At 74.8% G+C, this 24,473-nt stretch carries 21 protein-coding genes; 9 read left to right on the forward strand and 12 right to left on the reverse strand.

The genetic code is table 11. The features are described from left to right. Nucleotides 1-66: 66 nt before the first annotated feature. On the reverse strand, nt 67-1,422 hold the full coding sequence (locus ACFWEG_RS19855) for an ABC transporter ATP-binding protein (protein ID WP_387216799.1): 1,356 nt from the start codon (nt 1,420-1,422) through the stop codon (nt 67-69). 293 nt (nt 1,423-1,715) lie between these two features. Continuing rightward, a complete protein-coding gene (locus tag ACFWEG_RS19860; RefSeq protein WP_387216801.1) occupies nt 1,716-2,417 on the reverse strand; it encodes a ribonuclease H in 702 nt (233 codons plus the stop codon). Between the two features lie 238 nt (nt 2,418-2,655). On the opposite strand from ACFWEG_RS19860, the gene ACFWEG_RS19865 reads away from it, so the two are divergent. From ACFWEG_RS19865 to ACFWEG_RS19880, 4 genes are all read left to right on the forward strand, one after another. Then, nucleotides 2,656-2,988: a hypothetical protein gene (locus ACFWEG_RS19865; RefSeq protein WP_387216803.1), complete on the forward strand. Its 333-nt coding sequence runs from the start codon at nt 2,656-2,658 to the stop codon at nt 2,986-2,988. 142 nt (nt 2,989-3,130) lie between these two features. Beyond that, the gene (locus tag ACFWEG_RS19870; RefSeq protein WP_387216805.1) at nt 3,131-3,556 is read left to right on the forward strand and encodes an ATP-binding protein; all 426 of its coding nucleotides are present in this window, start codon (nt 3,131-3,133) and stop codon (nt 3,554-3,556) included. A gap of 101 nt (nt 3,557-3,657) precedes the next feature. Then, nucleotides 3,658-5,796: a hypothetical protein gene (locus ACFWEG_RS19875; RefSeq protein WP_387216807.1), complete on the forward strand. Its 2,139-nt coding sequence runs from the start codon at nt 3,658-3,660 to the stop codon at nt 5,794-5,796. Between the two features lie 223 nt (nt 5,797-6,019). After that, on the forward strand, nt 6,020-7,342 hold the full coding sequence (locus ACFWEG_RS19880; RefSeq protein ID WP_387216809.1) for a glycoside hydrolase family 6 protein: 1,323 nt from the start codon (nt 6,020-6,022) through the stop codon (nt 7,340-7,342). Between the two features lie 61 nt (nt 7,343-7,403). Here the strand turns inward: ACFWEG_RS19880 and ACFWEG_RS19885 are convergent, their stop codons facing one another. The 5 genes from ACFWEG_RS19885 to ACFWEG_RS19905 all read right to left on the reverse strand — a co-directional run bounded on the left by ACFWEG_RS19885 (nt 7,404) and on the right by ACFWEG_RS19905 (nt 13,037). Next, nucleotides 7,404-8,126: a GntR family transcriptional regulator gene (locus tag ACFWEG_RS19885; RefSeq protein WP_387216811.1), complete on the reverse strand. Its 723-nt coding sequence runs from the start codon at nt 8,124-8,126 to the stop codon at nt 7,404-7,406. 193 nt (nt 8,127-8,319) lie between these two features. After that, the gene (locus ACFWEG_RS19890; protein WP_387216813.1) at nt 8,320-9,615 is read right to left on the reverse strand and encodes an amidohydrolase family protein; all 1,296 of its coding nucleotides are present in this window, start codon (nt 9,613-9,615) and stop codon (nt 8,320-8,322) included. 88 nt (nt 9,616-9,703) lie between these two features. Then, a complete protein-coding gene (locus ACFWEG_RS19895; RefSeq protein ID WP_387216815.1) occupies nt 9,704-11,104 on the reverse strand; it encodes an NADP-dependent succinic semialdehyde dehydrogenase in 1,401 nt (466 codons plus the stop codon). Between the two features lie 102 nt (nt 11,105-11,206). Continuing rightward, complete coding sequence (locus tag ACFWEG_RS19900; RefSeq protein WP_387216817.1) at nt 11,207-11,839, reverse strand: hypothetical protein; 633 nt, start codon at nt 11,837-11,839, stop codon at nt 11,207-11,209. A 100-nt stretch (nt 11,840-11,939) separates the two neighbouring features. Next, entirely contained in the window at nt 11,940-13,037 is a 1,098-nt protein-coding gene (locus tag ACFWEG_RS19905) for a chemotaxis protein (protein ID WP_387216819.1), read from the reverse strand. 252 nt (nt 13,038-13,289) lie between these two features. On the opposite strand from ACFWEG_RS19905, the gene ACFWEG_RS19910 reads away from it, so the two are divergent. Next, nucleotides 13,290-13,817: a hypothetical protein gene (locus ACFWEG_RS19910; protein ID WP_387216821.1), complete on the forward strand. Its 528-nt coding sequence runs from the start codon at nt 13,290-13,292 to the stop codon at nt 13,815-13,817. 12 nt (nt 13,818-13,829) lie between these two features. On the opposite strand, the gene ACFWEG_RS19915 is transcribed toward ACFWEG_RS19910, so the two are convergent. Beyond that, nucleotides 13,830-14,783 carry an aldo/keto reductase family oxidoreductase gene (locus tag ACFWEG_RS19915; RefSeq protein WP_387216823.1) on the reverse strand — a complete coding sequence of 318 codons (954 nt, stop codon included), beginning with the start codon at nt 14,781-14,783 and terminating at the stop codon, nt 13,830-13,832. A 143-nt stretch (nt 14,784-14,926) separates the two neighbouring features. On the opposite strand from ACFWEG_RS19915, the gene ACFWEG_RS19920 reads away from it, so the two are divergent. After that, nucleotides 14,927-16,993, forward strand: a complete 2,067-nt coding sequence (locus tag ACFWEG_RS19920) for an ATP-binding protein (RefSeq protein ID WP_387216825.1) — start codon at nt 14,927-14,929, stop codon at nt 16,991-16,993. A 115-nt stretch (nt 16,994-17,108) separates the two neighbouring features. Next, nucleotides 17,109-17,828 carry an SDR family NAD(P)-dependent oxidoreductase gene (locus ACFWEG_RS19925; RefSeq protein WP_387216827.1) on the forward strand — a complete coding sequence of 240 codons (720 nt, stop codon included), beginning with the start codon at nt 17,109-17,111 and terminating at the stop codon, nt 17,826-17,828. 244 nt (nt 17,829-18,072) lie between these two features. Here ACFWEG_RS19925 and ACFWEG_RS19930 read toward each other — a convergent pair whose 3' ends face one another. Beyond that, the gene (locus tag ACFWEG_RS19930; protein ID WP_387216829.1) at nt 18,073-18,291 is read right to left on the reverse strand and encodes a hypothetical protein; all 219 of its coding nucleotides are present in this window, start codon (nt 18,289-18,291) and stop codon (nt 18,073-18,075) included. Between the two features lie 237 nt (nt 18,292-18,528). Here ACFWEG_RS19930 and ACFWEG_RS19935 point away from each other — a divergent pair, with 237 nt between their 5' ends. Then, nucleotides 18,529-20,097, forward strand: a complete 1,569-nt coding sequence (locus tag ACFWEG_RS19935; protein WP_387216831.1) for an N-acetylmuramoyl-L-alanine amidase — start codon at nt 18,529-18,531, stop codon at nt 20,095-20,097. Between the two features lie 99 nt (nt 20,098-20,196). Here the strand turns inward: ACFWEG_RS19935 and ACFWEG_RS19940 are convergent, their stop codons facing one another. Together ACFWEG_RS19940 and ACFWEG_RS19945 are read right to left on the reverse strand one after the other, a co-directional pair. After that, nucleotides 20,197-21,561, reverse strand: a complete 1,365-nt coding sequence (locus tag ACFWEG_RS19940; RefSeq protein ID WP_387216833.1) for an FAD-dependent oxidoreductase — start codon at nt 21,559-21,561, stop codon at nt 20,197-20,199. A 249-nt stretch (nt 21,562-21,810) separates the two neighbouring features. Continuing rightward, nucleotides 21,811-22,299, reverse strand: a complete 489-nt coding sequence (locus tag ACFWEG_RS19945; RefSeq protein ID WP_387216835.1) for a GNAT family N-acetyltransferase — start codon at nt 22,297-22,299, stop codon at nt 21,811-21,813. A gap of 97 nt (nt 22,300-22,396) precedes the next feature. Between ACFWEG_RS19945 and ACFWEG_RS19950 the strand changes: the two genes are divergently transcribed. Continuing rightward, nucleotides 22,397-23,422 (forward strand): phosphatidylinositol-specific phospholipase C domain-containing protein, encoded by a 1,026-nt coding sequence (locus tag ACFWEG_RS19950; protein ID WP_387216837.1) that lies wholly within the window; start codon nt 22,397-22,399, stop codon nt 23,420-23,422. 119 nt (nt 23,423-23,541) lie between these two features. Here the strand turns inward: ACFWEG_RS19950 and ACFWEG_RS19955 are convergent, their stop codons facing one another. After that, entirely contained in the window at nt 23,542-24,201 is a 660-nt protein-coding gene (locus ACFWEG_RS19955) for a hypothetical protein (protein WP_387216839.1), read from the reverse strand. Nucleotides 24,202-24,473: the final 272 nt, after the last annotated feature.

Here is a 24,473-nt window from a genome sequence, read left to right on the forward strand (position 1 = left end):
CGCGTCGTCGTGCCCGCGTGGGGCGGGGGCACGGCCGGCCCGGGCCCGCGTCGGAGCGGGCCCGCGTCAGGCCGGGTCCATGTCGAACCCCGGCTGCTCGGTCGGCGCCGGGCAGATCCGCCGCCCGTGGTGGTCGAAGACGTACAGGTGCGCCAGGTCGACGAGCAGCGGCACCTGCGCCCCCGTCCGCAGCCGCAGGTCCGGGCCGGTCCGCACCACCAGGTCGCTCGCCGAGAGCCGCGGCCGGTCGGGGTCGTGCGGGCCCCCCGCATGCGCCGTCGGCGGCTCCTCGGCCCGCGGCAGCGTGTGGGCGAGCTGGGTGACCGTCCGCTCCTTCAGCCGGGTCAGCAGGCCCCCGGACGGCGCGCTGCGCCGCCGGCGCTGCTCCGCGGGCCGCGGCGACTCCAGATCGGGCACCACCGCCGGCACCGACCCGGTGTTGAGGTGCACCAGCGCCTCGTGCCCCTGGTACTCCATGTGCTCCACCAGCCCGCTGATGGCCACCTCGCCGGGCCCCGCCTGGCTCGGCGGCGCGATCCGCACCGCCTCCGACCGCAGCCCCACCACCAGCTGCCTGCCCTGCTGGATCCGCAGCAACTGGTGGTCCGTGCTCAGCGGCTGCGGCAGCCGCAACCGCTGCCGGCCCAGGTCGATCACCATCGGACCGCCCAGCGGGGCGTGCACCACGGCCTGCAGCAGGTTGATCCGCGGCGTCCCGATGAACGCCGCCACGAACACGTTCGCGGGCAGCCCGTACGCCTCCCGCGGCCGGCTCACCTGCTGGAGCACCCCGCCGCGCATGATGGCCACCCGGTCGCCCAGCGACATCGCCTCCGACTGGTCGTGCGTCACGTACACCGTCGTGACGCCCAACTCCCGGGTCAGATGGGCGATCTCGGAGCGCAGGTGGTTGCGGAGCTTCGCGTCCAGGTTCGACAGCGGCTCGTCCATCAGGAAGACCGACGGCCGGCGCGAGATCGCGCGCCCCATCGCCACCCGCTGCCGCTCGCCGCCGGAGAGCTGCGCCGGGTAGCGGTCGAGGATGTCCCCGATGCCCAGCATCCGCGCGGTCGCCTCGACCCGCGGGCCGCTGTCCTCGTCCGGGGCCTCGAACCGCAGCGGGAAGCCGATGTTCCCCCGGCTCGTCATGTTCGGGTACAGGGCGAAGTTCTGGAACACCATCGCCATGCCCCGCTGCCCCGGCGGCAGGTGGTTGGAGTACTCCCCGTCGAGCAGCAGCTCGCCCGATGTGATGTCCTCCAGGCCCGCGATCATGCGCAGCACCGTCGACTTGCCGCACCCCGAGGGCCCGAGCAGCACGAGGAACTCGCCCGGGTCGATGTCGATCGACACCCGGTCGACCGCCTGCACGGAGCGGCCGTACGTCTTGGAGAGCTGGTGCAGGGAGATGGCGCGCGACATGGGAATCCGCCCGGGAGCATCAGTGCGACGGCTGCGGTCTGAAGTGACGTCTGGGCACGCAAGGTAGTCGCTCCGCGACAAGACCGGAATGGCCGGGACCGACCTTCTTGAATCGGCAAGCAGCGTTCCGCAAAGGGCGGTTGGCCTGCGGCATGTGCGCACGGACTGTGCGCCGGGCCGCCCGCCGCAGGCCGTCGCCACGGGGAGCGGCGGGCCGGGCCGCCCGCCGCACGGGCGCGCGGCTTCGCGCATCGGCCGTCGGCCGCGTCCCGCTCGCGGCCCCCACCCGCCGGTCACGCGCCCGTGCGGCACTCCTCGTGGCCCCAGCCCTCGTCCAGCTTGGAGATCGTGGCCCCGGCGGCGTAGGGGCGCCCGCACGGGGCGCAACGTCCGGGGTACTTCGCCTTCAGCGTGCGCGCCCCGCCCGCCTTCCGCGGCGCGGAGCGCCCCGAACCGGCCCGGCCGCCCCCGCTCGCCGCGCCCCGCGCGGGCGCGGCACGGGTCGGCGACGGCACCGGCAGGGCGTCGCCGCGCTCCGAGCCCGCCGCGCTCTGCCCGGTCGCCGCGTCGCTCGCCGCCTGGTCGGCGATCGCGTTCAGCGGGTCCCCGCCCACCTGGTGCGCCGGGACGTACACGAAGGACACGTCCCGCTGGCCGAGCAGCGCGTCGATCGTCTCGACGAGCTCGCGGTTGGCGACCGGCTTGTTGCCCGAGGTCCGCCACCCGTTGCGCTTCCAGCCCGGCAGCCACTGGGTGACCGCCTTCATGGCGTACTGCGAGTCCATCCGCACCTCCATCGCCGTGCCGGGGGCGACGGCGGCCAGGAGGCGCTCCAGCGCGGTGAGTTCGCCGACGTTGTTGGTGGCCCGGCCCAGCGGACCGGCCGCCCAGCGCTCGGGCTCGCCCGTCGGTCCGGCGATGACCCAGGCCCAGCCGGCCGGACCCGGGTTGCCCTTCGAGGCTCCGTCACATGCGGCGATGATGCGTGTCGACATCCCCCGATCATCTCAGCCGCGACGACCCCCGCGCGCCGCCGAGCCCGCCGCGGGAGGCCCGAAGGGGGCCGTTGTCAGTGGTCGGGGGCAGACTGCTCGCACTTCGTCCGTTGATCGGCGGGCGAACGGGGCACCCGAACCCCGCGACGATGATCCACCCTGCCCGGAAACACCCGCCCCGAGACGCCCCGCCCGACACCGCCGCCGCGCCCGGCCCCGCACCCCCAGGGAGACCCCCGTGACGATCCTCACCTTCCCCCGCGGTCACGCCCCGATGTCTCCCGAGGAGAACGCGACCCTGCGCACCCTGGCCGAGCCCGGCGCCCCCGTCTTCCTCACCGTCCACGACAACGGCCGCCGCCGCTACAGCCACTGGATCCCCTACGACCCGGCCACCGGCCGCGGCAACTGCTACGCCGCCCTGCCCACGGAGGCCTGCGACGCGCTGCACGCCGCCGGCCGCATCGCCCTCGGACCCCCGCTGCGGGACCAGGCGCGGACGACGTACCAGGTCCGCGTCGTCGAGCGGCCGGCCGCCGGCCGCCGGCTGCGCGCCGTCCCGGCCGCCTGAGGCCGCCGCGGGCCGGCGGAGGCCGGGGACACGGCCGGGGGCGGCGCCGATAACGACCGCGAGGCCGGGTAGACGGTCGAAGACGCGCCCGACGGCCCCGCGGCCCGAAGCGGCACCGAACCGATCGAGGGGACCCAAGTCCATGACCGATTCCACCCTGCGGGCCGTCGGCTGGGCCCGCTCCTTCCCCGCCTCCCGGGGCGCCCGGGCGGGCCGGCACTGGGCGCGCGAGCACCTCGCCTCGCTGGACTGGACGGCGGACGCCCCCGACACGGTGGACTCCGTCCTCCTGAGCGTCTCCGAGCTGATCACCAACGCGCACGTGCACGCCCACAGCGACGCCCAGCTCGTGCTCACCTGGGACAGCACCTGCCTGCACGTCAGCGTCCACGACTCCAGCCCCCGACCGCCCACCCCGCGCGACGCCGACCTCTCCGCCCAGGGCGGCCGCGGTCTCGCGATCGTCGACGCGCTCGCCGACAGCTGGGAGCACCACCCCGCCCGCGACGGCAAGACGATCACCGCCTGCTTCGTCCCACCCGGCTGCCCGGCCCCCGCCCACTCCTGAGACCGGCCGGGGGCCGGCGGGTGCGCCAGGTGGACCCACCTGCGGCGTGTCATCGCATGTGATGTCACGGTTCGTGAACGGTCCGGTGGCGGAATGTCGACGTGACCACGACGTCCCCGCCGACCGGCCGCCCCTCCCGCCCCCACCGCCGTGGCACTCGGCGGGCGCCCCTGCGCGCCCTGCTCGCCTGCCTCGCCACCGGTGCGCTCGGCGCCGCCGCCGTTCCCTCCGCGCCCGCCTCCGCCGTCGACGCCCGGCCCCGGGCCGCCGCCGGCTCCGTGCTGCTGACCGAGACCTTCCAGGGCAGCTCGATCGCCGACCCCGGCTTCCTGCCGCTGGACTCCGTCTGCCTCACCGGCGCCTCCGCGCCGCCCCCGGCCGGCGCGTCCCCCACCGGCCCCTGCGTCGGCATCGACCAGACCACCCCGCCCGTCCCCGCACCCGGCAGCCTCCCCGGCTGGCTCCAGCTCACCGACAACGCCAACTACCGCGTCGGCGGCCTGCTCTACAACCGCCCCCTGCCGGGCAACGGCGGCCTGCAGGTCGTCTTCGACCAGTACCAGTACGGCGGCAACGGCGCCGACGGCATCGGCTTCTTCCTCGTCGACGGGGGAGTGGACCTCACCCGCTCCGGCGGCGACGGCGGCTCCCTCGGCTACGCCCAGCGCAACAACGTCCCCGGCGTCGTCGGCGGCTACCTCGGCATCGGCCTCGACGCCTACGGCAACTTCTCCAACGACGCCGAGCTCCGCGGCAACACCTGCCCGCCCGGCCGCAGGTCCCCGGTGAACGGCTTCAACGAGGTCACCGACACCGTCACCCTGCGCGGCCCCGGCAACGGACTCGAGGGCTACTGCTTCCTCGCCTCGACCATCCGGCCCGACGGCTCCACGCCCGCCGGTCAGACCACCACCCTCCCCGGCACCCTCCGGGTGGACACCGCCGACCCCGAGACCGCCGCCCGCCGCGTCCGGCTGACGGTGAGCCCCGACCCGCGGCCCCTGGTCACCGTCGAGATCGACTTCCACGACGGCAACGGCTACCAGCGAGTCCTGCGGCACCAGATGACCGACCCCGCCCCGCCGACCTACGAGTTCGGCTTCACCGGCTCCACCGGCGGCCTCATCGACACCCACCTGATCCGCAACGTCGTGGTGTCCTCCGTCGACCCGCTCAGCCGCCTCAACCTGGTCAAGACCGTGGCCAAGGAAGGGCAGCAGGAGACGTACGCGGTCGGCGACACCGTCCGCTACGAGTTCCTCGTCACCAACACCGGCGAGACCCCGCTGCAGAACGTCACCGTCCAGGACCCCGAGATCAGCGACATCGTCTGCCCGCGCACCGACCTCGGCGAGGCGGGCACCCCCACCGCGTCCATGGTCTGCACGGGCACCCACGTGATCACCGTGAACGACTCGTTCACCGGCGAGTTCGACAACACCGCGACCGCCTCGGCCGTCAACCCCGGCGGCTCCGACGTGAAGTCCAACCCCTCCACGGCGACCGTCGCCGTCGACAAGCTCGACCCCGAGCTGGAACTCTCCAAGACCGCCACCCCCGCACGGTCCGAACCCGGCGGCACCGTCCGCTACACCGTCACCGCCACCAACACCGGCAGGGTGCCGCTGCTGCCGGCGGACCTCACGGACGACCTGGAGGACGTCCTCGACGACGCCGTGTACAACGACGACGTCACGGCCACGTCCGGTGAGGCCGCGGTCGCGGGGGGCACGCTGACGTGGACCGGCGACCTCGCCCCGAACGCCTCGGCGACGGTCACGTACTCCGTGACCACCCGCGCCGAGCGCGGCGGGGACGACGTCCTGCGCAACGCCGTCGACTCGACCATCCCGGGGACGGGCTGCCGCACCTCGGCGACCGGCGAGCTCCCCTGCACCGTCACCGTCCCGGTCGACCGGCCGACCCCCACGCCGACGCCTACGCCTACGCCGACCACCCCCACGCCGACCCCGGAGCCCACGCCCACCCCCGAGCCGAGCCCCACGCCCGAACCGAGCCCCACCCCCGAGCCCACCCCGACCCTGACGCCCGCCCCCGAGCCCTCGGACCCCACCGGGTCGGCCACCCCGCCGCCCGCGCCCAGCTCGCCTGCCACCCCCGGCGGCCTCGCCGACTCCGGCCTCGGCACCCTGCTGGCGATCCCGACGGCCCTCGCGGCGGCGGCCGCAGGGCTGCTCCTCCTGTGGACCGTGCGCCGCCGTCGCCGGGGCTCCGCGTGACGGATTCCCATCCGGAACGGTCCGCCGCCACCGAAACACCGAGTCGCGGTCGACCGGTGGGGAAAAGCGGAAGGTGACGGACGGAAACGGGCGGGGAATTCCTCTCGGAATTCCCCGCCCATCTGTTCCACGACGCACGGGAATTCTGATTGTCTCGCCTTCTCACGGGAATCCGGCCCATGCCATCGATGCCCGCGTCCGACGCCAGGAGAAGGAGATCCCCTTGCCGCGCCCCCACCCCCGTCGACGCTTACTGAACAGCGTTGCCCGCCGCTGCACGCTCGCCGCGGCGACCGCCGCCGCCCTCGGTACGGCCGTCGCCGTCTCCGCGCCGCCGGCAGTCCAACTGCCGCCGTCCGCCACGCAGTCGGTGAGCTTCACGGCCACCGACCCGGCACACCACTCCGGCCACCCGCACCACGGCCATCACGACGACGGCCACCACGGCCACGACCAGCACGGCGGCCACGGACAACCCGGCCACGGGCAGTCCGACCACGGGACACCGCCGCCGGAACCCTCCGGCGAACCCACCCCGCCCGAGGCCATCCCCCTTCCCCCGTGGGCCCCGCCCACCGACACCGGGGACGACCCCGGCACCGACTGGGGGACAGGCCCGATCGTCGACCCCGGGACCGAACCCGGCCCGGACCCGGAAACGGGTGGTGGGGAATCCTCCGAGTTCACCCTCACCGAACTCTTCCGCCCGCCGTCCGCCAAGGTCCTCGACTGGATCGCCGCGAACCCGGACGACCCCCGCCGCGCCGCCATCGAGGCCGAACTGGCCCACCAGCCCGCCGCCATGTGGTTCACCGAGTACAACCCCGGCCGGATCACCGCCGACGTCCGCGCGATCACCTCCGCGGCGGCCGAGGCCGAGCAGGTCCCCGTCCTCGTCGTCTACGCGATCCCGAACCGCGACTGCGGCGGCCACTCCCGGGGCGGCGCCCCCGACCTCGCCGCCTACAACGCCTGGGTGCGGGACTTCGCGGCCGGCCTCGGCGACTCCGAAGCCGTCGTGATCCTCGAACCCGACTCGCTCGCCCTGGCCGACTGCCTCCCCGAGGGCGACCGGCAGGCCCGCTACACCGCCCTCGCCGAGGCCGCCCGCACCCTCAAGGCCGCCAACCCCGAGGCCCGCGTCTACCTCGACGGCGGCCACTCCGGCTGGCACCCCGCCGAGCAGCAGGCCGCCGCGCTGCGCGCTTCCGGCGTCACGGAGGCCGACGGCGTCTACAGCAACGTCGCCAACTTCCACACCACCGAGGACGAGACCGCCTACACCCGCGCCATCCTCGACGCCCTCGGCGACCCGGACCTCGGCGCGGTCATCGACACCAGCCGCAACGGCAACGGTGCCCCCGCCGCGGGCCAGTGGTGCGACCCGCAGGGCCGCGCCCTCGGGCAGCCGCCGACCCTCACCACCGGCGAGGACCGCATCGACGCGTACCTCTGGATCAAGCTCCCGGGCGAGTCCGACGGCTGCCTCGGCAAACCGGGCGACTTCGTCCCCGACTACGCGGCCTCACTCGTGAACAACGACTGACGCCCCGTACATCCGACACGTCAGGCGTGCCCCGGGCTCCGCACGGAGCCCGGGGCGCACCTCATCCCGCCCGCCTCCTCCTCCGCCGGGCGGCCACCGCCGCCGGATCAACCTCGCCGCGCGACCACCCCGCGGCCAGCTCCAGACTCGTCCGCCGTCCGTCCGCCACATGCGCGTGCGCCAACGCCGCGGCCCGGTCGGCGTCCCGGGCGGCGATCGCCTCGTACAACTCCCCGTGCTCGACGCACTGCCGGGCCGGATCGCGCTGCGCCGTCAGCCGGAACAGCCAGTGGGTGCGCGCCTCCAGCGGCCGCATCATCGACGACAGCAGGGGATTGGCCGCGAGCTCGACGATGTCCCGGTGGAACCCGGCGTTGGCCGCGGCGGTCCCCGGCCGGTCCCCGGCCGAGGTCGCCGCCCTCGCCACCTCCAGCCGCTCGCCGAGCCGGGCCAGCCCCGCCGCGTCGTGCCGCTCGGCGGCCAGCCGGGCCGCCAGCGCCTCCAGCGTCTCCCGCACGTCGAACAGGTCCCGCACGTCCCCGGGGGTGAACGGCGCGACGAGCGTGCCCCGGTGCGGCACCACGACCACCAGGCCCTCGGCCGCGAGCAGCCGCAGCGCCTCCCGCAGCGGCACCCGTGACACGTCCAACTCGGCCGCGAGGTCCCGCTCGACCAGCCGCTGCCCGGGCTGCAGCTCCACCTCGACGATGCGCCGCCGCAGCGTCTCGTACGCCCGGTCCCGCAGGCTCGCACGCCCCTCGCCCACCGATCCGTCTGCGGTCACCGCGGCTCCTGTCCGAGATCCGATTGCCGCCCTCACAGTAGATCGCCCCCGCGCCACCGCCTTGCCGCTCACCGGCCGCCGACCCGGCGGAACACGCGCCCGTTGGGCAGGGTGCGGCACGGAGACCGATCCGGGCGCCTGAGCGAGCGACCCCGGGGGAGCGGAGGCGGACGCCCCCCCCGGGGGGCGACTCTCAGTCGGCGTACCGCACACCGGACTTGACGACCACCCGCGGCTTCTTCAGCACCGTCACGTCGTCCAGCGGGCTGCCGTCCACCACGACCACGTCACCGCGGAACCCGCGCAGGAGCCGCCCCGCCTCCCGTTCGAGACCGAGCAGTCGCGCTCCGACCGTCGTCGCGCTGCGGATCGCGTCCAGCGCGGGAAGCCCCGCCGCCCGCAGCAGTTCGACCTCGCGGCCGATCGGTTTGACCGTCCCGCCCGAGGAGTCCGTACCGGCCGCGACGGGCACCCCCAGCTCCTTCGCGGCCCGCACGGCCCGCCGGACGACCGGCAGGTACGTCCTGCCGCGCTCGGCGAGCACCGGGTCGGAGCTCTCGGCCATCCCCGCCATCGCGGCCAGGGTCGGCGTGAAGTACGTGCCGCGCCGCTTCATCTCCACCAGCGTCCGCTCGCCCACGTACACCCCGTGCTCGATGCTCCTGACCCCGGCGACGACCGCGTCGTGGATGCCCTGCTCGGCGTAGCTGTGGCACAGCACCTGCTTGCCGTGGCGACCCGCCTCGGCGACGACCGTGGCGAGCTGCTCCCGGCTGTAGACCTGCACGGTGGGGTCCTGCTCCGGCAGCCCGGCCCGCTCGTTGACCCGCGTCTTGATCACGTCGGCCCCGCGGGCGACGTTCGTCCGCACCAGGTGCCGCAGCGCGTCCGCCGACCGCACCCCGTTCCGCTCCCGTGCCAGCGGGGCGAGTTCGGGGTCCGCGAGGATGCCGTCCCCGAGGTCGGGGGTCACGAACAGACCCGCCGCGCGCAGCGTCGGCGCGCGACCGGGGACGGCACGGGCGAGCGCCCGTACGCCGATGTCCTGGTAGAAGTTCGTCGACCCGGAGCGGGCGGTGGTCGCCCCGTACGACAGCGCGTCGCGGGCCTCCGCGAGCGTGTTCAGGTGGATGTGGGACTCCACCAGGCCCGGCAGCACCCACCCGCCGTCCGCGTCGACGACCTCCGCCGCCTCCGCCGCCCGCCGGGCGGCCGCGGTGTCCGCCCGGCTTCCGGCCGCCTCGACGCGGCCGCGCACGATCACGACGACCGCGTCCTCGATGACGCGCCCGGTCAGCGGGTCGAGCAGGGTGCCGTTCTCGACCACCAGCGTTCCGCCGGGCGTCTCACGGACACCGGACGTCGCAGGGCCACCGGCCACCGCCCGGTCCGCGCCGGCCCCGGCCCCGGCGAGGGCGACGGCGGTGGCGAGGACACCGCGCCGGGTCAGCGAGGCGGGCGGCGGGGCGGCAGCGTGCTGTTCACACACGGGGGGAGCTCCTCGGGAAGACGTCGTTGACGCCCTCATAGTGGTATACCACTACGGCCGTACGGAACCCCCTTCCCGGATCGGACCCCTACGCCGGCTTCGTCCCGTGCCACACCGTCGTCACGTTGCAGAACTCCCGGATCCCGTGAGCGGACAGCTCCCGCCCGTACCCCGACCGCTTGACGCCGCCGAACGGCAGCGCCGGATGCGAGGCCGTCATCCCGTTGAAGAACACGCCCCCGGCCTGGACGTCGGCGACGAACCGCGCCTGCTCCTCCGCATCCTCGGTCCAGACGTTCGACGACAGCCCGAACGGCACGTCGTTGGCGACGGCGACCGCCTCGTCCACGTCCGCCACCCGGTACAGCGTCGCCACGGGCCCGAACGCCTCCTCCCGGTGGATCCGCATCTGCGGAGTGATCCCGGCCAGCACCGTCGGCTCGTAGAACCACCCGGCCGCCTGCTCCGGGGGCCGCCGCCCGCCGCACAGCACCTGCGCACCGCGGCCGACCGCGTCGTCGACCAGTTCCTCCAGGTCGGTGCGCCCCTGCTCGCTGGCGACCGGGCCGACGTCCGTGGACTCCGCCAGCGGGTCGCCGACGGTGAGCGCCGCCATCCGCTCGACGAACCGGGCGGTGAACTCGTCGTACACGTCCGTGTGCACGACGAACCGCTTGGCCGCGATGCACGACTGCCCGTTGTTCTGCGTGCGGGCGGTCACCGCCACCTCGGCGGCCTTGGCCACGTCCGCCGACGGCATCACCACGAACGGGTCGCTGCCGCCCAGCTCCAGGACGGTCTTCTTGATCGCGTCACCCGCGATCGACGCCACCGACCGCCCGGCCGGCTCGCTCCCGGTCAGCGTCGCCGCGGCCACCCGCTCGTCCCGCAGCACCGCCTCGATCGCGTCCGACCCGATCAGCAGCGTCTGGAAGCAGCCGTCGGGGAAGCCGGCCCGGCGGAAGAGGTCCTCCAGGTACAGCGCCGTCTGCGGCACGTTCGAGGCGTGCTTCAGCAGCCCGACGTTGCCGGCCATCAGCGCGGGCGCGGCGAAGCGGACCACCTGCCAGAGCGGGAAGTTCCACGGCATCACCGCCAGCACCACGCCCAGCGGTCGGTAGCGGACGTAGGCCGCCGCCGCGCCGGAGTCCTCGACGTCCTCCTGCCGCGGGTGCTCGTCCGCCAGCAGGTCGGCCGCGCGGTCGGCGTACCAGCGCAGCGCTTTGGCGCACTTGGCCGCCTCGGCGCGTGCGGCGGCCACCGTCTTGCCCATCTCGAGCGACATCGTGCGGGCGATCGCGTCCCGCTCCTCGTCGAGCAGGTCCGCGGCCCGGTGCACGAGTTCGGCCCGGTAGGCGAACGACGTCCGCCGGTATCCCTCGAACGCCGCCGCGGCACGGGCCAGCCGCTCCTCGATCCCGTCCGGACCCAGCGGGTTGAACGACCTGAGCAGCTCTCCGGTGGCCGGGTTCCTGGTCTCGATCGGCATGCAGCACATCTCCTTCGGTGGGGCTTGTCTCCCCGTCTGCCCCGTTGTGGCACATCAATGGGCCCGCGACGGTCCCGCCGTCACCGCCGCCGCCCCCGGCCGTCAGTACCGCTGCGCCTTCGCCACCACGGCGAACACGCTCTGGTCGCCCGGCTTCCTGCTGACGGCCACCGGCTGCGCCCGGTCGCCCGGCTCCAGGTCCTCCGCCCCCACGGTCCGCGACTCCACGACCTTCCCGTCGGCGTCGCGGAAGTCGACCTGCACGGCGTACGAGGCGATCCCCGGGGACCGGTTGACGATGGTGACGACGGCGACGCGCACGTCTCCCGTCTCGACCCGCGGCTTGCCCGTCACGGTGACGTCGTCGAGCGCGTTCCCCCGGCCGTCCACCTCCTCCAGTTCCGCGGCGGCCGCCCGGTTCCTGCGCTCGGTCTCCGCGGAGACCGACGCCTCGAAGCTGGAGGCGGCCGCCGACGCCGACTCCGCCCGCGCGGAGGCCGACGCCCGCTTCGACGCCTCCTTCGACGCCAGCGCCGACGGCGGCTCGCCCGAGAACGACGAGGTGTCCGGCGCGGACGGCCGGGCGCTGACCGACGTGGCGCTCTCGGTGTCGTTCCCCCCGTCGTCGCTGCACGAGGTGAGCGCGACCGACCCGCCGGTCGTCGCGAGCACGGCGAGCGCGAGCGCGGCCCACCGGCGGCGGGGGAGGGGGCCGTTCGGGCGTGAGGTCGTCATGGGTGTCCTCTCCAGTTCTGGGGCGGCCCGCACGGCGCCGGGCGGGCCGTGCGGGAGGGGAAGAACGGGCGGCAAGGCGTCGGGAACGGGCGGGAAGGCCTCAGTACCGCAGGGAGCTCGCGATCCGCCCGGACGAGGCGAGGGAGTCCGTCGGCAGCGTCCACACCTCCGCGCCGGTGTCCAGCGCCCGCTCCACGATGTCGTCGACGATGTCGTGCAGCGCGTCGAGGTCGTCGGCTTCCGCGGGGACGAGGTGGCCGTCCGACTCGCGCACCGTCTCCCGGTAGTCCTCCTCCACCGCCAGCAGTGCGACCCGTCCGGCCTGCACGTTCTCCCAGACCTCGTCGATGCCGGCGGCGAAGGTGCGCCGGCTGCGGGCGCGGTCCAGCTCCTCGCGCACCGCGCCCACCGCCTCCCGCTCCCGCTCCTCGACCAGCGGCCGGACCGCGTGCCACACCTTGTCGGCGGGCCCGGCCGCGACCCCGCCCTGCGTGACGTGGACGAAGGCCTGCCGGTCGAACGTGCCGACCTCGTCGAACAGCGCCAGCGCCGCGGTGTCGCCGACCACGTACACCGGGCGCCGGTGCGTCCTGAGCAGCGCGGCGAGCGCGTCGGCGGCCTCGCGGAAGAACTGCCGGGTGGTCTCGTCCGAGAAGGTGCTCGGCACGTTCCCGACCCGCTCCTCGCGCTCCACGTCCTGCGGCTGGAGGCTGCGCTCCTGCGGGAAGGCGCCCTCCTGCGACTCGCGCACCCGGTCCGTCACGCCGCTCCACAGCGAGACCCGGTCCGCGGCGAGCCCCACCACCCAGTACGGGCGCTCCGCCGCGTAGGCGGCGACGAGGTTGCGGGTCAGGAAGGTGTCCGAGAGGACGACCCGCTCCGGCACCGACCGGCCCAGCCGCCACACCTGGTGCTCACCGGGCGCGGCGAAGACGACCAGGCCGTCCTCGGCGTGCACGAGGTCGACCTCGGCCACCGCCCGGTCGAGCTGCTCGGTGACGTCGGCGCGCGCCTCGCGCGTGACGCCGGGGTCGTGCGCGAGGCGGTCCTTCGCCTCGGCCAGCAGGTTGCGCAGCCGCACCGGGTCCTGGGCGTTCTCCGGTTCACGGCGGTGCGTGGGCATCAGCAGGGTCACGGCGGGATACGGGCGGGTCCGGCGCAGCGCGGCCAGGGCCTCGGAATCGAGCATGGGGTACATGGTTCGCACCATATGTCCGATCCTGGCCCCCCTCAATCGGAATGCGATCTTCTCGCTTTACCGCCGGTTACCGACCCGTAAAGTAATGCCCTGGCCTGAGCCGAAGAAATCCGGCCAACTATTCCTCGCGCATATGCGAGGGAATTGGCGAGAACCATGAGTTCCGGATGATTGCCGCGCGCACATAATTGAGCACTTGAGCACGTAGTCCAGGAGACGATCATTCCGTGACGTGAAGGCTGGCCCGAGACCGTGCACCACGAAATCCTGTGTCAGATCACCGCCTACGGTGTGAGCGGCGGGGCCCGCATCGGTGTGCCGCTGGGGACCTACCGCGCCCCCTCGCTGCCGCTGGCGCTGTGGTGGCTGCGGGACCGGGCGGCCTGGCTCGCGGCGCGGCTCGACCCGCGGCCCGACGAGGCGTGGCTGCCGCCGGGCGCGCTGACGGAAACCGGCCAGGAGATGTGGGGCGTCCCCGACCGGATCCGGTCATGGAGCGAGGACCGCGAGGGCCAGGAACTGATCGGAGAGCGATTGATGGACGGTGAACTCGTCGAGCTGCGCTGGCAGGACGAGACCACCGAGTACGAACTCCTCGCGGAATCCACCGACGCGCTGCGCATGCGCCGCACGTTCTCCGCCATGCACACCACCGGCGACGCCCCGGCGCCCCCGCGCCCCGCCTCGACGGCCCAAAGCCTCGGCCCCACCTCCTACTTCGGCCCCCGCCGTCCCGTCGACCCGCTCCACCGCCTCACCCGCGGACGCCAGAACGCGTGAGGCCGACGGGCGTCACGGCAGATCCGCCCCCCGCGCCGTCACCCACAGCTCGTACCACTCCTCGTGCGTCAGCTCCGGCTCCCGGGTCGCCGCGTCACGACAGGCGCGGATCCGCTCCGGGTTCGCCGTCCCGATCACCGGCGCGATCCCCGCCGGGTGGCGCCGCAGCCACCACAGCACCACCGTCTCCGGTGTCGTGCCCTTCCGTTCGGCGAGCTCCGCCACCAGCGCCGTCGTCGCCCGCTCGGCCGGCGTGGACGCCCGTCCGGTGAAGCGGCCCTGGGCCAGCGCGCCCCACGCCTGCAGCCGCACCCCCCGCGCGACGCAGGCCTCGACCGTCCCGTGCGGGAAACCGTTGTCCACCGCGGCCGGTGTGTTCAGCAGCACGCCCGACTCCACCCAGTCCCGCCGCGCCAGACTCATCTCCAACTGGTTCGCCACCAGCGGGAAGTCCAGGTGCGCCTGCAGGTGCGCGATCTGCGCCGCGCTCATGTTGGACACCCCGAACTCCCGCACCACGCCCTCCGCCCGCAGCGAGGTCAGCGCGGCGGCCACGTCCCGCGGGTCCGCCAGCGGATCGGGGCGGTGCAGCAGCAGCACGTCGATCACGTCCGTCCGCAGCCGCTCCAAGCTCCCCGCCACCTGCCGCCGGATCGCCTCCCCGCGCAGGTCGTACAGCCCGCGCCGCTCCTCGTCGGCGAGCCGGATCCCGCACTTCGTCTGCAGGACGATCCGCTCCCGCAACCCCGGGGTCCGCGCCAGCACCTCCCCGAACACGGCCTCCGCCTTGCCCATCCGGTAGATGTCGGCGTGGTCGAAGACGGTGATCCCGCTCTCCAGGGCCGCCCCGACCGCCTCCGCCGCCTCGTCGATCTCCCTGCTGCCGTAGGGCTCGGCGTCCCAGCCGCCGCCCAGGCCCATGCAGCCGTACAGGACCCCGCCGGGCGTCACGTCGTGTGTGCTCATGCGGCCAGACTGCCACCCGACCCCGCCGCGCCGGCCGCCAGGGTGCATCCGCGGGCGTGGCGGCCGGCGAAGGCGAGGGGAGGAGACAACGCACATCGAGGGGTTCGGGATCGCCGCGGGCCCGACGGGGGGAGACTGGTGCGGTGCTGAAGAACATTCCGGAGGACACGACCTCGTTCGTGGGCAGAACCCGTGAACTGGCCGACATCGCGGCGGCGTTAAGCGGCAGCCGGCTCGTCACGATCGTCGGCTCGGCGGGGGTGGGGAAGTCGCGCCTGGCCCTGCACGCCGTGACCGCCCTGGACGAGGGCGCCGAGGACGGCGTGTGCTGGGCCGATCTCTGGCCGCTCCAGGACGAGTCCCTCCTCCCGGCCACCGTGGCGGACGCCCTGGACCTCTCCGACCACACCCCCCGCCTCCCGATGGAGGCCCTGTGCTCCTGGGTGGGCGAGCGCGATCTGCTCCTGGTCCTCGACTCCTGCGAGCACGTCCTCGCGGACTGCGCCGCACTCGTCGCCGAGCTTCTCACCGCCTGCCCGCGCCTGACCGTGCTGGCCACCAGCCGCGAGCCCTTCGGCCTGCGCGGCGAGCACGTCATCCGCCTCGCCCCCCTGCGCGACGCCGACGAGGCCTACGCCCTCTTCGCCGACCGCGCCGAGGCCGCCGGACACCCCCTGACGACCGGCGACCGGCCGACCGCCGACCACCTGTGCGCCCAGCTCGAAGGCGTCCCCCTCGCGCTCGAACTCGCCGCCGCCCAGCTACGCCACCTCCCGCTCGCCGCCGTCGCCCAGCGCGACCGCTCCGTCCTCGACGTCGAGGCCCCCTCCCGGGAGTCCGTCCCGCCCCGGCACGGGGCGCTGCGCACCGCCGTCGGCTGGAGCCACGAGCTGTGCACCCCCACCGAACGCCTCGTCTGGGCGCGCCTGGCCCTCCTGCCGGCCGCCTTCGACGCCGAGGCGGCCCGCGCCACCGCGTCCGCCTGGCCGCTCAACGACGCCGACGTCATCGACGCCACCCACCGGCTGGCGGAGAAGTCCGTCCTCATCGGCCGCGACGACGGCTTCCGCATGCTGCACACCATCCGCGAGTACGGCCTGATGTGGCTCGACGAGCTCGGCGAACGCCAGGCCACCGCCGACCGGCACGCCGCCCACGTCCTCGACGTCGTCGCGCGCGCCGACGCCGCCTGGCTCACCCCCGAACAGGCCTACTGGTACGACCGCGTCGAGGCCCTCTACCCGCACGTCCGCGCGGCCCTGCGCCACCTGATGACCCGCCGGCCCGACGACGCCGTCGCACTCACCGGTCTCGTCGGTTTCTTCTGGGTCTGCTGCGGCCACCTCCACGAAGGCCGCCACTACCTCCAGCAGGCCCTCGCGCTGACCGAGAAGCCCGGGCCCGCCCGCACCCGCGCCCTGTGGGTGTGGGCCCTCATCCACATCCTCCAGGGGCGCTACGACGAGGGCCGCGCCCTGTCCGAGACCTGCCGCGAGGCCGCGCTCGCCGACGGCGCACCCGACGAGATCCGGCGCGCCGCCTACCTCCAGGGGCTCGTCGAACTCCTCGACGGCCGCCCGCTCACCGCCCTGGCCGTCGCCCAGGAGTTCCTCCCCCCGCTCCCCGCCGACGCGCCGCCCGGCGCGGCCCACGACCCCGGCCCCGACCTCACCCTCAGCTCGCCCGGCGAGGCGCTGTGCGCCCTGGTGCGGGTCTTCGCCCTGACCGGAGCCGGCCACCTCGTCCAGGCCCGGAGCCACGCCGAGGATCTGCGCGCCCGCTGCGTCGCGCTCGGCGAGTACTGGACCCGCTCCTACGTCGACTACCAGCTCGCCCTGATCGCGCTGTTCCAGGAGCGCGCGACCGCCGCGGTCGCCCACGCCCGCGCGACGCTGGACGCCAAGCGGCGCATCGGGGACCGGTTCGGCATCGCGATGGGTCTCGACCTGCTGTCCGTCGCCTGCGCCGAACAGGGCGACGGGGAGTCCTCGGCCCGCGCCTGCGGAGCCGGGCACCAGTTCTGGGAGGCCGTCGGACATCCCCAGCGCGGCACCCCCGAGGTCGCCCCCCTGCGCGAACGCGGAGAGGCCACCGCCCGCGCCCTCATCGGCGAGGAGCCCTACGAGGCCGCCTTCCGCGAGGGCGTGGAGGGCAGCCCTCACCGCCTCCTCGTCTGGGCGGCCGAGGCCCGCCCCTGGCCCGACGCCTGACCGCCGCCCTGCCGCACCCTGCCCCGTTCGAGTGGTGCGGCCCGTCGGGTGCATCGGCGGGCGTGCTCCGTGGTGAAGAACTCCACGGACCACCCCCGGCCGAACGGAGCACCCCATGGACCTCGCGCGATCCCGGATCCTTCTCGCCGGCGCGACCGGCGTCATCGGAGGGGCCGTCGCCGACGCCCTCACCGCCCGAGGGGCGCGCCTCGCGCTCGCCGGCCGCGACGAGGCCCGCCTCGCCCAGCTCGCGGACCGCCGCGCCGCCCACGGCCCCGTGCCGACCCGCACCTTCGAGGCGTACGACCTGGACGCCTGCGCCGCCCTCGCCCCCTGGGCGGCCGAGGCCCTCGGCGGGCTCGACGCCGTCGTCGCCGCCTTCGGCACCGCCGCCTTCGGCCCCGCCCACGAGGTGACGGACGCGGTCGCCGAGCACCTGCAGGCGGTGAACGCGCTCGCCCCCACCGCCCTGTTCCGGGCCGCGCTTCCGCTGCTCCCCGAGGGCGGGGCGGTCCTCGCCGTCACCGGCGTCGTCGCCGCGAGTCCGCAACCCGGCATGGCCGACTACAGCGCCTCCAAGGCCGCGCTCACCGCCTGGTTGCAGGCGGTACGCCGCGAGCAGCGCCGCCGCGGCGTGCGGGTCGTCGAGGCGAGGCTCGGCCACCTGGACACCGGCTTCGCCGAGCGGGCCGTCGCCGGCACCCCGCCGCCCATGCCGCCGGCCGGGCGCCTCGACCTGGCCGTCGCGGCGATCGCCGACGCCCTCGCGGGCGACGCGGAACTCGTCCGCCCCGGAGACGACGGAGAACCGGTCCTCGACCGCCGCGCCCGGTGAGGACACCGGCGTGCACCCCGCAGCCTGCCGGACCCCGGCCCGGACGTCCCGGCGTCAGAGTTCCGTCACCGCGACCGCCGGACGCGCCGCACCCATGCCCGCACCCGCTCCTCCAGACGCCCGCTGCGCCGCCCCAGCCCGTAGACCAACCCCGCCGCACGCGCGCCCCGCCGGGCGTCGCGCAGCACCCCGCGCACCCGCCCGGCACCCTTGCCGGCCGACCGCCCCTCGGCCCTCCGCCCGCTCACCACGGCGTCGGCCAGGCCTCGGGCCCGCCCCCGCGCCACTCGATCAGGGGCGAGCGCCCGACGTCCTCCGCGTCGACCCCCTCCAGACCGGCCCGGCGCAGGAACTCGGCGACGTCCGCGGTGTCCCGGGCGACGCCGAGCACCTCTCCGTCCGCCCGCACCCGGCGACCGCCCTCGGGCGACGGCGGGTACACGACGATGGGTATCCGTTCCATGCCTCCACGGTGCCCCGTCCGTGCCCCCGCCGCACCTCGGACCTCCGGCCGGGAGGCCGACCCGACCCCGCCGCGGCTCTGGCGCTACGCGCATCAACTTTCAGCAATGGCGGGATGACCATGCTTGACGCGTACATGCCTCTAGGGCTGGATTGAGGCCGCACACTCCGGTACGCCCCACCGGGCCAGGGTCCCGATGTCCGGCGCACCGGCACGTCGACGAAGGGACCCCCCACCATGCACGCACGCCCCGGACCGTGGAGACGCGCGGCACTCGCCCTCACCGCCGCCGCCACCGCCCTCGTCCTGTCCGCCACCGGCCACGCGGCCGCCGCCCCGCCCCCCGCCGGCCCCCGGCCGCTCGCCGACGCCTTCGCCCGCGCCGCCGCCGCGTACGACGTCCCCCGCGACCTGCTCGTCGCCGTCGGCTACGGCGAGTCCCGGCTCGACGACCACGAAGGCCTGCCCAGCCAGGCCGGCGGCCACGGACTCATGCACCTGGTCGACAACCCCACCGCCCACACCCTGGACACCGCCGCCGCCCTCACCGGCGCCTCCGCCACAGCCCTCAAGCACGACCCCGCCACCAACATCCGCGGCGCCGCCGCCGTCCTGCGCTCCTACGCCGACGCCGCCGGCCTCACCGCGAAGGACCGCAAGGACAAGGGCGCCTGGTACGAGTCCGTCGCCCGCTACAGCACCACCAGGGACCCCCGCACCGCCCGCCTCTACGCCGACACCGTCTACGACCACCTCGCCGGCGGCCTCGACGCCACCACCCCCGACGGCGAGCGGATCACCGTCCGCGCCCAGTCCGTCGCCCCCGACCGCGGCCGCTACGCCGCCACCCCGTCCCTCGACGACGGCGTCGGCACCCTCAGCACCGACTACGGGCCCGCCCTGTGGGCGCCGGCCCACTCCGGCAACTACACCGTCGGCCGCTCCGCCGCCGTCACCCAGGTCGTCATCCACGTCACCCAGGGCTCCTACGCCGGCTCCATCAGCTGGTTCCAGAACCCGTCGTCCAACGTCAGCGCCCACTACACGATCCGCTCCTCCGACGGCCAGGTCACCCAGTCCGTCCGCGAGAAGGACACCGCCTACCACGCCCGCTCCGCCAACGCCTCCAGCATCGGCATCGAGCACGAGGGCTACGTCGACAACCCGGCGTGGTTCACCGACGCCATGTACCGCTCCTCCGCCGCCCTCACCCGCCACCTCACCGACCGCTACGGCATCCCGCGCGACCGGGCGCACATCGTCGGCCACGCCGAGGTCCCGGGCAACGACCACACCGACCCCGGCCCGAACTGGAACTGGTCGTACTACATGCAGCTCGTCGGCGGCTCCACCGGCGGCGGGACGGTCAACCTGAACTTCACGTCCTACCCCACCCTGCGCAGCGGCTCCACCGGCGACCACGTCAAGGCCGCCCAGAGCCTCCTCAACGCCCAGGGCTTCTCCGCCGGCGCGGTCGACGGCGCCTTCGGCACCAACACCGTCAACGCCACCAAGGCCTTCCAGAGCGCCCGCGGCCTCACCGCCGACGGCGTGATCGGCCGGGCCTCGTGGACGGCGCTGCTCTCGGCCGGCACCAAGCCGGTGCTCCGCTCCGGCTCCTCCGGCGCCGACGTCCAACGCCTGCAGCGCGCGCTGACCGCGGCGCTGGGCCGGACCGTCGGCATCGACGGCCAGTTCGGCTCCGGCACCACCACGGCCGTCCGCGACTACCAGAGCAGCCGCGGCCTGGCCGTCGACGGGATCGCCGGCTCCGGCACCTGGACGGCCCTGCAGGCGGGCCGCTGACCCCCGACCGCCCCAGGGAACGCCGAGGGGCGGCGTGTCGTGACACGCCGCCCCTCGTGCAATTCACCGGCGGACGACGGCGGTCGGGCCGCCGCCCCGTCAGGCCCCGCTGTGCCGGACCATGTCCTCGCGCTCGACGACCTTGACCCGCTCCCGGCCCTCGGCCTCGCCGAGCGCACGCTCGTGGGCGTCGAGCCGGTACCAGCCCTCCCACGTCGTGTACCGCACCCCACGCTCGGCCAGGAACGCCGGCACGGCCTCCAACTCGGGCTGCGCGGCGCCGGGCAGCCGGCCCGTGCCGTGGTCCTCCAGCAGGCACGCCACGGTCTCGTTGGCGTCGCCCTTGGTGTGCCCGATCAGGCCGACCGGGCCGCGCTTGATCCAGCCCGTGACGTAGACGCCGCTCTGGTGCGTGCGGTCCGCGGCGAGGACCCGGCCGGCCTCGTGCGGGACGGTGTGGGTCTCCACGTCGAACGGCAGCTTCGCCAGCTCGTCCGAGCGGTAGCCGACCGCCCGGTACACGGCGCTCACGTCCCAGTCGGTGAACTTCCCCGTGCCCTTCACGTTCCCCGTGCCGTCGAGCTCGGTGCGCTCGGTGCGCAGGCCGACGACCTTGCCGTCCTCGCCGAGGATCTCCTCCGGGGACTCGAAGAAGTGCAGGAACAGCTTGTGCGGGCGGTCGCCGACGTCGCGGATCGCCCAGTTCTCCAGGGTCTGCGCGACCATGTTGGCCTGCTTGTTGCCCCGCCGGGTCGCGATCGAGCCCTCGTCGTAGTCGATGTCCTCGGGGTTGACGATGACCTCGATGGTGGGGGAGTGGTCGAGCTCCCGCAGCTCCATGGGGCTGAACTTGGCCTGCGCGGGACCGCGCCGCCCGAAGACGTGCACCTCGCGCGCCCGGTTCGCCCGCAGACCGGCGTGGACGTTCGGCGGGATCTCCGTCGGCAACAGCTCCTCGGCCGTCTTGGCGAGGATCCGCGCCACGTCCAGGGCGACGTTGCCCACCCCGAGCACCGCGACCTTCTCCGCCTCCAGCGGCCAGGTCCGGGGGACGTCGGGGTGCCCGTCGTACCAGGAGACGAAGTCCGCGGCCCCGTAGGAGCCCTCCAGCGCGATGCCGGGGATGTCGAGCGCCCGGTCGGCCATCGCGCCGGTGGAGAAGACCACCGCGTCGTAGAACGCGTGCAGCTCGTCGAGGGTGATGTCACCGGGGTAGTCCACGTTGCCGAACAGCCGCACCTGCGGCTTGTCGAGCACCTGGTTGAGGGCCGTGACGATCGCCTTGATCCGCGGGTGGTCCGGCGCGACGCCGTACCGGATCAGGCCGAAGGGGGCCGGCATCCGCTCGAACAGGTCGATGGAGACGCCCGGGTCCTGGGCGGTCTCGGACTTCATCAGGGCGTCCGCGGCGTAGATACCGGCCGGACCGGCACCGACGATCGCGACACGTAGGGGACGAGACATGCGGGACGTTCCTCCAGGCAACGCGGACAGGTGGTTCAAGACAATCCCGCGCGCCGCACCCCGGGTAGGGAGCGGCGATCTATGGGCTCATAACCCGCGCTTATGCCTCCGCGCGTCCCGGACCCGGTCGATGCCACCCCCCGGCCGTGCGCGAGCCGGACGGGTGTCCTGCCCGGAGCATATGTCAGCAAGTGAGGTAACCCTTCATCGCGTCCGACGGTCGGACGCCCCCCGCTCCCTTGCGGGACCTCAGTCGCTCAACTCCAGCACCACCTCGTCGATCTCCTCTCCGCGCGCGTGCGCGAACCCCCGCTCGTGCCCCGTGACCACGAACCCGCACTTCTCCAGCACCCGCACCGACCCCGCGTTGTCCGCCGCCGCACGGGCGTGCAGCGGACGCTCCGGCACCTGCGCGAGCAGCGCCCGCAGCGCGGCCGTCGCCACCCCGCGGCCCCACCACCGACGGCCGATCCAGTACGTCACCTCCCGCTCCTCGGGCGGACCGAACACGGCCACGTGCCCGAGCACCCGCCCCCGGCCGTCGAGCACCGTGCGCCCCACGACCGCCGGGTCCTTCCGCACCCGCGCCCAGTGCGCGTCGAACCGGCCCCGGTCGGCGGGGTCCTCGGGCGTGAACGCCGCCATCCGGACGCTTTCCGGCTCGTTCCACTGCTCGAAGAAGACGGCCAGATCCCCGTCCTCCACCTCGCGCAGCGTGATGTGCGTCTCGTACGGCACGCCGTCCCCCTTTGTACGCGTTCTGGTCATGTTCACGCCCGGCTTGGCACCCTACGCTGCTGCCCGTTCACGACCCCCACCGTGAGGCGGCATCCACATGCGCATGTCCGGACTCGCCCCGACCGCCCTGGCCCTCGCCGCCGCGACGGCCCTGATCGCCCCCTCGGCCTCCGCGGCCCCGGCCCCCTCTTTCGGCGCGACGACCTCCGTCGGCGTCCACAACGCCTACGAGAAGACCACCTACCCCTACTTAGCCGACGCCCTCGACTCCGGCGCGGCCCTCCTCGAACTCGACGTGTGGACCAACTCCACCAGCCGCACCTGGCGGGTCGCCCACGACAACCCCGTCGCCAACGACAACAACTGCGAGAACGCCGCCAGTGCCGACCGGCTCCGCACCAGGCCCCGCAACCAGTCCCTCGCCGGCTGCCTCGCCGACATGAAGGCCTGGCACGACGCCCACCCAGGCCACCGCCCGATCGTCGTCAAGGTCGAGATGAAGGACGGCTTCAACGACCGCGGCGGGCTCGGCCCCGACGAGTTCGACGCCCTCCTCGGCGCGGCACTCGGCGACGCCCTCTACCGCCCCGCCGACCTCCTCGGCCACCGCCCCACCCTCGACGACGCCGTCCGCACCGACGGCTGGCCCGGCCGCGACGCCCTCGCCGGAAAGTTCCTCTTCGAGCTGATCCCCGGCACGGTCGAGCAGTCCAACCCCTTCGACCGCTACTGGACCGACCGCGAGTACGCCACGCGCCTGCGCGACCTGGCCGCCGCCGGCCGCATCGGCGAGGCGGCCGCGTTCCCGGCCGTCCACAAGGCCGCCGCCGGCGACCCCCGCACCCGGTACGCGGACGCCACCCTGCGCCCCTGGTTCGTCGTCTTCGACGGCGACGCCGCCACCTGGACGGCCGGCCTCGACACCGCCTGGTACGCCCGCAACCACTACCTGCTGATCATGACCGACGCCCACCGCGTCGCCCCCGCCATCGACGGCGTCCGCCCCACCGAGGCCGAGGCCCGCGACCGCGTCGCCCTCCTTGCCCGCGCCCACGGCAGCATCGTCACCGCCGACTGGTACCCGCTGCCCTCAGTCCTGGGCACAATCCTGCCCCGGGGCTGAACCGCCTCCCCGCCCGCCGGGTCGTGCCGTCGGCATTCCCCGGCGGGCTCCGCAGCGGATCATCCCCGCCGCCGTCGCGTCGACCAGCCCCTTCGCCCCGCCGCACCCGGTGAGCGCCGTCACGTCCCCGGCCGCTCCAGCACCCCCAGCTCGTCCAGCGGCACCCCCGACGCCCACCTGCGCAGCCGCCGCCCGCCGAGCAACCGCACCCCCGGCTCCCGCGCCGCCCACCACCGCTCGTCCTGACTGTGCCCCTCCTTGCCCACCACCAGGTGCACCCGCTCCCCGTCCAGCGGCCGCGGCGCCGGCGCGACGCGGGTCGAGAACGACTGCGTGTCCGCCGCCGCCTCCGCTCCCGCCAGGCTCAGCACCACGTCCAGACGCCGGCCCCGCGCGTCCCGCGCGTACAGCCGCGGCTGCCCCCGCCGCGGCATCGGCAGCACCCCCCAGCCGTCCCGGCGCAGCATCCGCTCGGTGGCCACCATCAGCCCGTGGTCGTCCAGGAGCGCGAACTCCGCGGCCGTGTACACCCCGCGCCGGCGGCGAAGCGCCGCCCGCGCCCCCGGGGTGAGGAGCACGGCGAACACGAGGAGCACCACGACGCCCGCCACGAGCCCGAGGACGTCGAACCGCCGGTAGAGCCACCCCAGCCCGGCCAGCGGGACGCAGACAACCGCCGCCAGGACCGCGAACCCGGGCAGCACCTCCCGCAGCCCGGGCCCGCCCTCCGCGGGCAGGTACGGCTCGGAGCGCCGCAGCGCACGACGGGATGCAGACACCGACAACCACCTCGACCACGTCGCCGCCACGGCGGGCATCCCCTCGCCCGCCCGGGCAGGCCACCGCGGCGCGCACCGGGACGCCGTCGTGAGGCGCCGCCCTGGTCAGCAGGAACACGTACACCGGGCGCCCGTCCGGCCGCCCGCCCCCTGACCGCGGGGCGGCCGCCGGATCCGGCCGCCGCCCCGCAAGGACTGACGCACGGCTACCCCGGTTCGGTTCGTCCGATACGCCGCACACGCCCCCGGATCGCCGAAGGGCCCGGTACGGC

It is taken from the genome of Streptomyces sp. NPDC060194, assembly GCF_042728285.1.
Taxonomy (GTDB): Bacteria; Actinomycetota; Actinomycetes; order Streptomycetales; family Streptomycetaceae; genus Streptomyces.

Coding starts and splice junctions, on each gene's coding strand:
- ACFWEG_RS19925 (WP_387216827.1), top strand. CDS start 17,109: ATGGACCTCGCGCGATCCCGGATCCTTCTCGCCGGCGCGACCGGCGTC.
- ACFWEG_RS19915 (WP_387216823.1), bottom strand. CDS start 14,783: ATGAGCACACACGACGTGACGCCCGGCGGGGTCCTGTACGGCTGCATG.
- ACFWEG_RS19935 (WP_387216831.1), top strand. CDS start 18,529: ATGCACGCACGCCCCGGACCGTGGAGACGCGCGGCACTCGCCCTCACC.
- ACFWEG_RS19950 (WP_387216837.1), top strand. CDS start 22,397: ATGCGCATGTCCGGACTCGCCCCGACCGCCCTGGCCCTCGCCGCCGCG.
- ACFWEG_RS19895 (WP_387216815.1), bottom strand. CDS start 11,104: ATGCCGATCGAGACCAGGAACCCGGCCACCGGAGAGCTGCTCAGGTCG.
- ACFWEG_RS19905 (WP_387216819.1), bottom strand. CDS start 13,037: ATGTACCCCATGCTCGATTCCGAGGCCCTGGCCGCGCTGCGCCGGACC.
- ACFWEG_RS19900 (WP_387216817.1), bottom strand. CDS start 11,839: ATGACGACCTCACGCCCGAACGGCCCCCTCCCCCGCCGCCGGTGGGCC.
- ACFWEG_RS19860 (WP_387216801.1), bottom strand. CDS start 2,417: ATGTCGACACGCATCATCGCCGCATGTGACGGAGCCTCGAAGGGCAAC.
- ACFWEG_RS19930 (WP_387216829.1), bottom strand. CDS start 18,291: ATGGAACGGATACCCATCGTCGTGTACCCGCCGTCGCCCGAGGGCGGT.
- ACFWEG_RS19940 (WP_387216833.1), bottom strand. CDS start 21,561: ATGTCTCGTCCCCTACGTGTCGCGATCGTCGGTGCCGGTCCGGCCGGT.
- ACFWEG_RS19870 (WP_387216805.1), top strand. CDS start 3,131: ATGACCGATTCCACCCTGCGGGCCGTCGGCTGGGCCCGCTCCTTCCCC.
- ACFWEG_RS19855 (WP_387216799.1), bottom strand. CDS start 1,422: ATGTCGCGCGCCATCTCCCTGCACCAGCTCTCCAAGACGTACGGCCGC.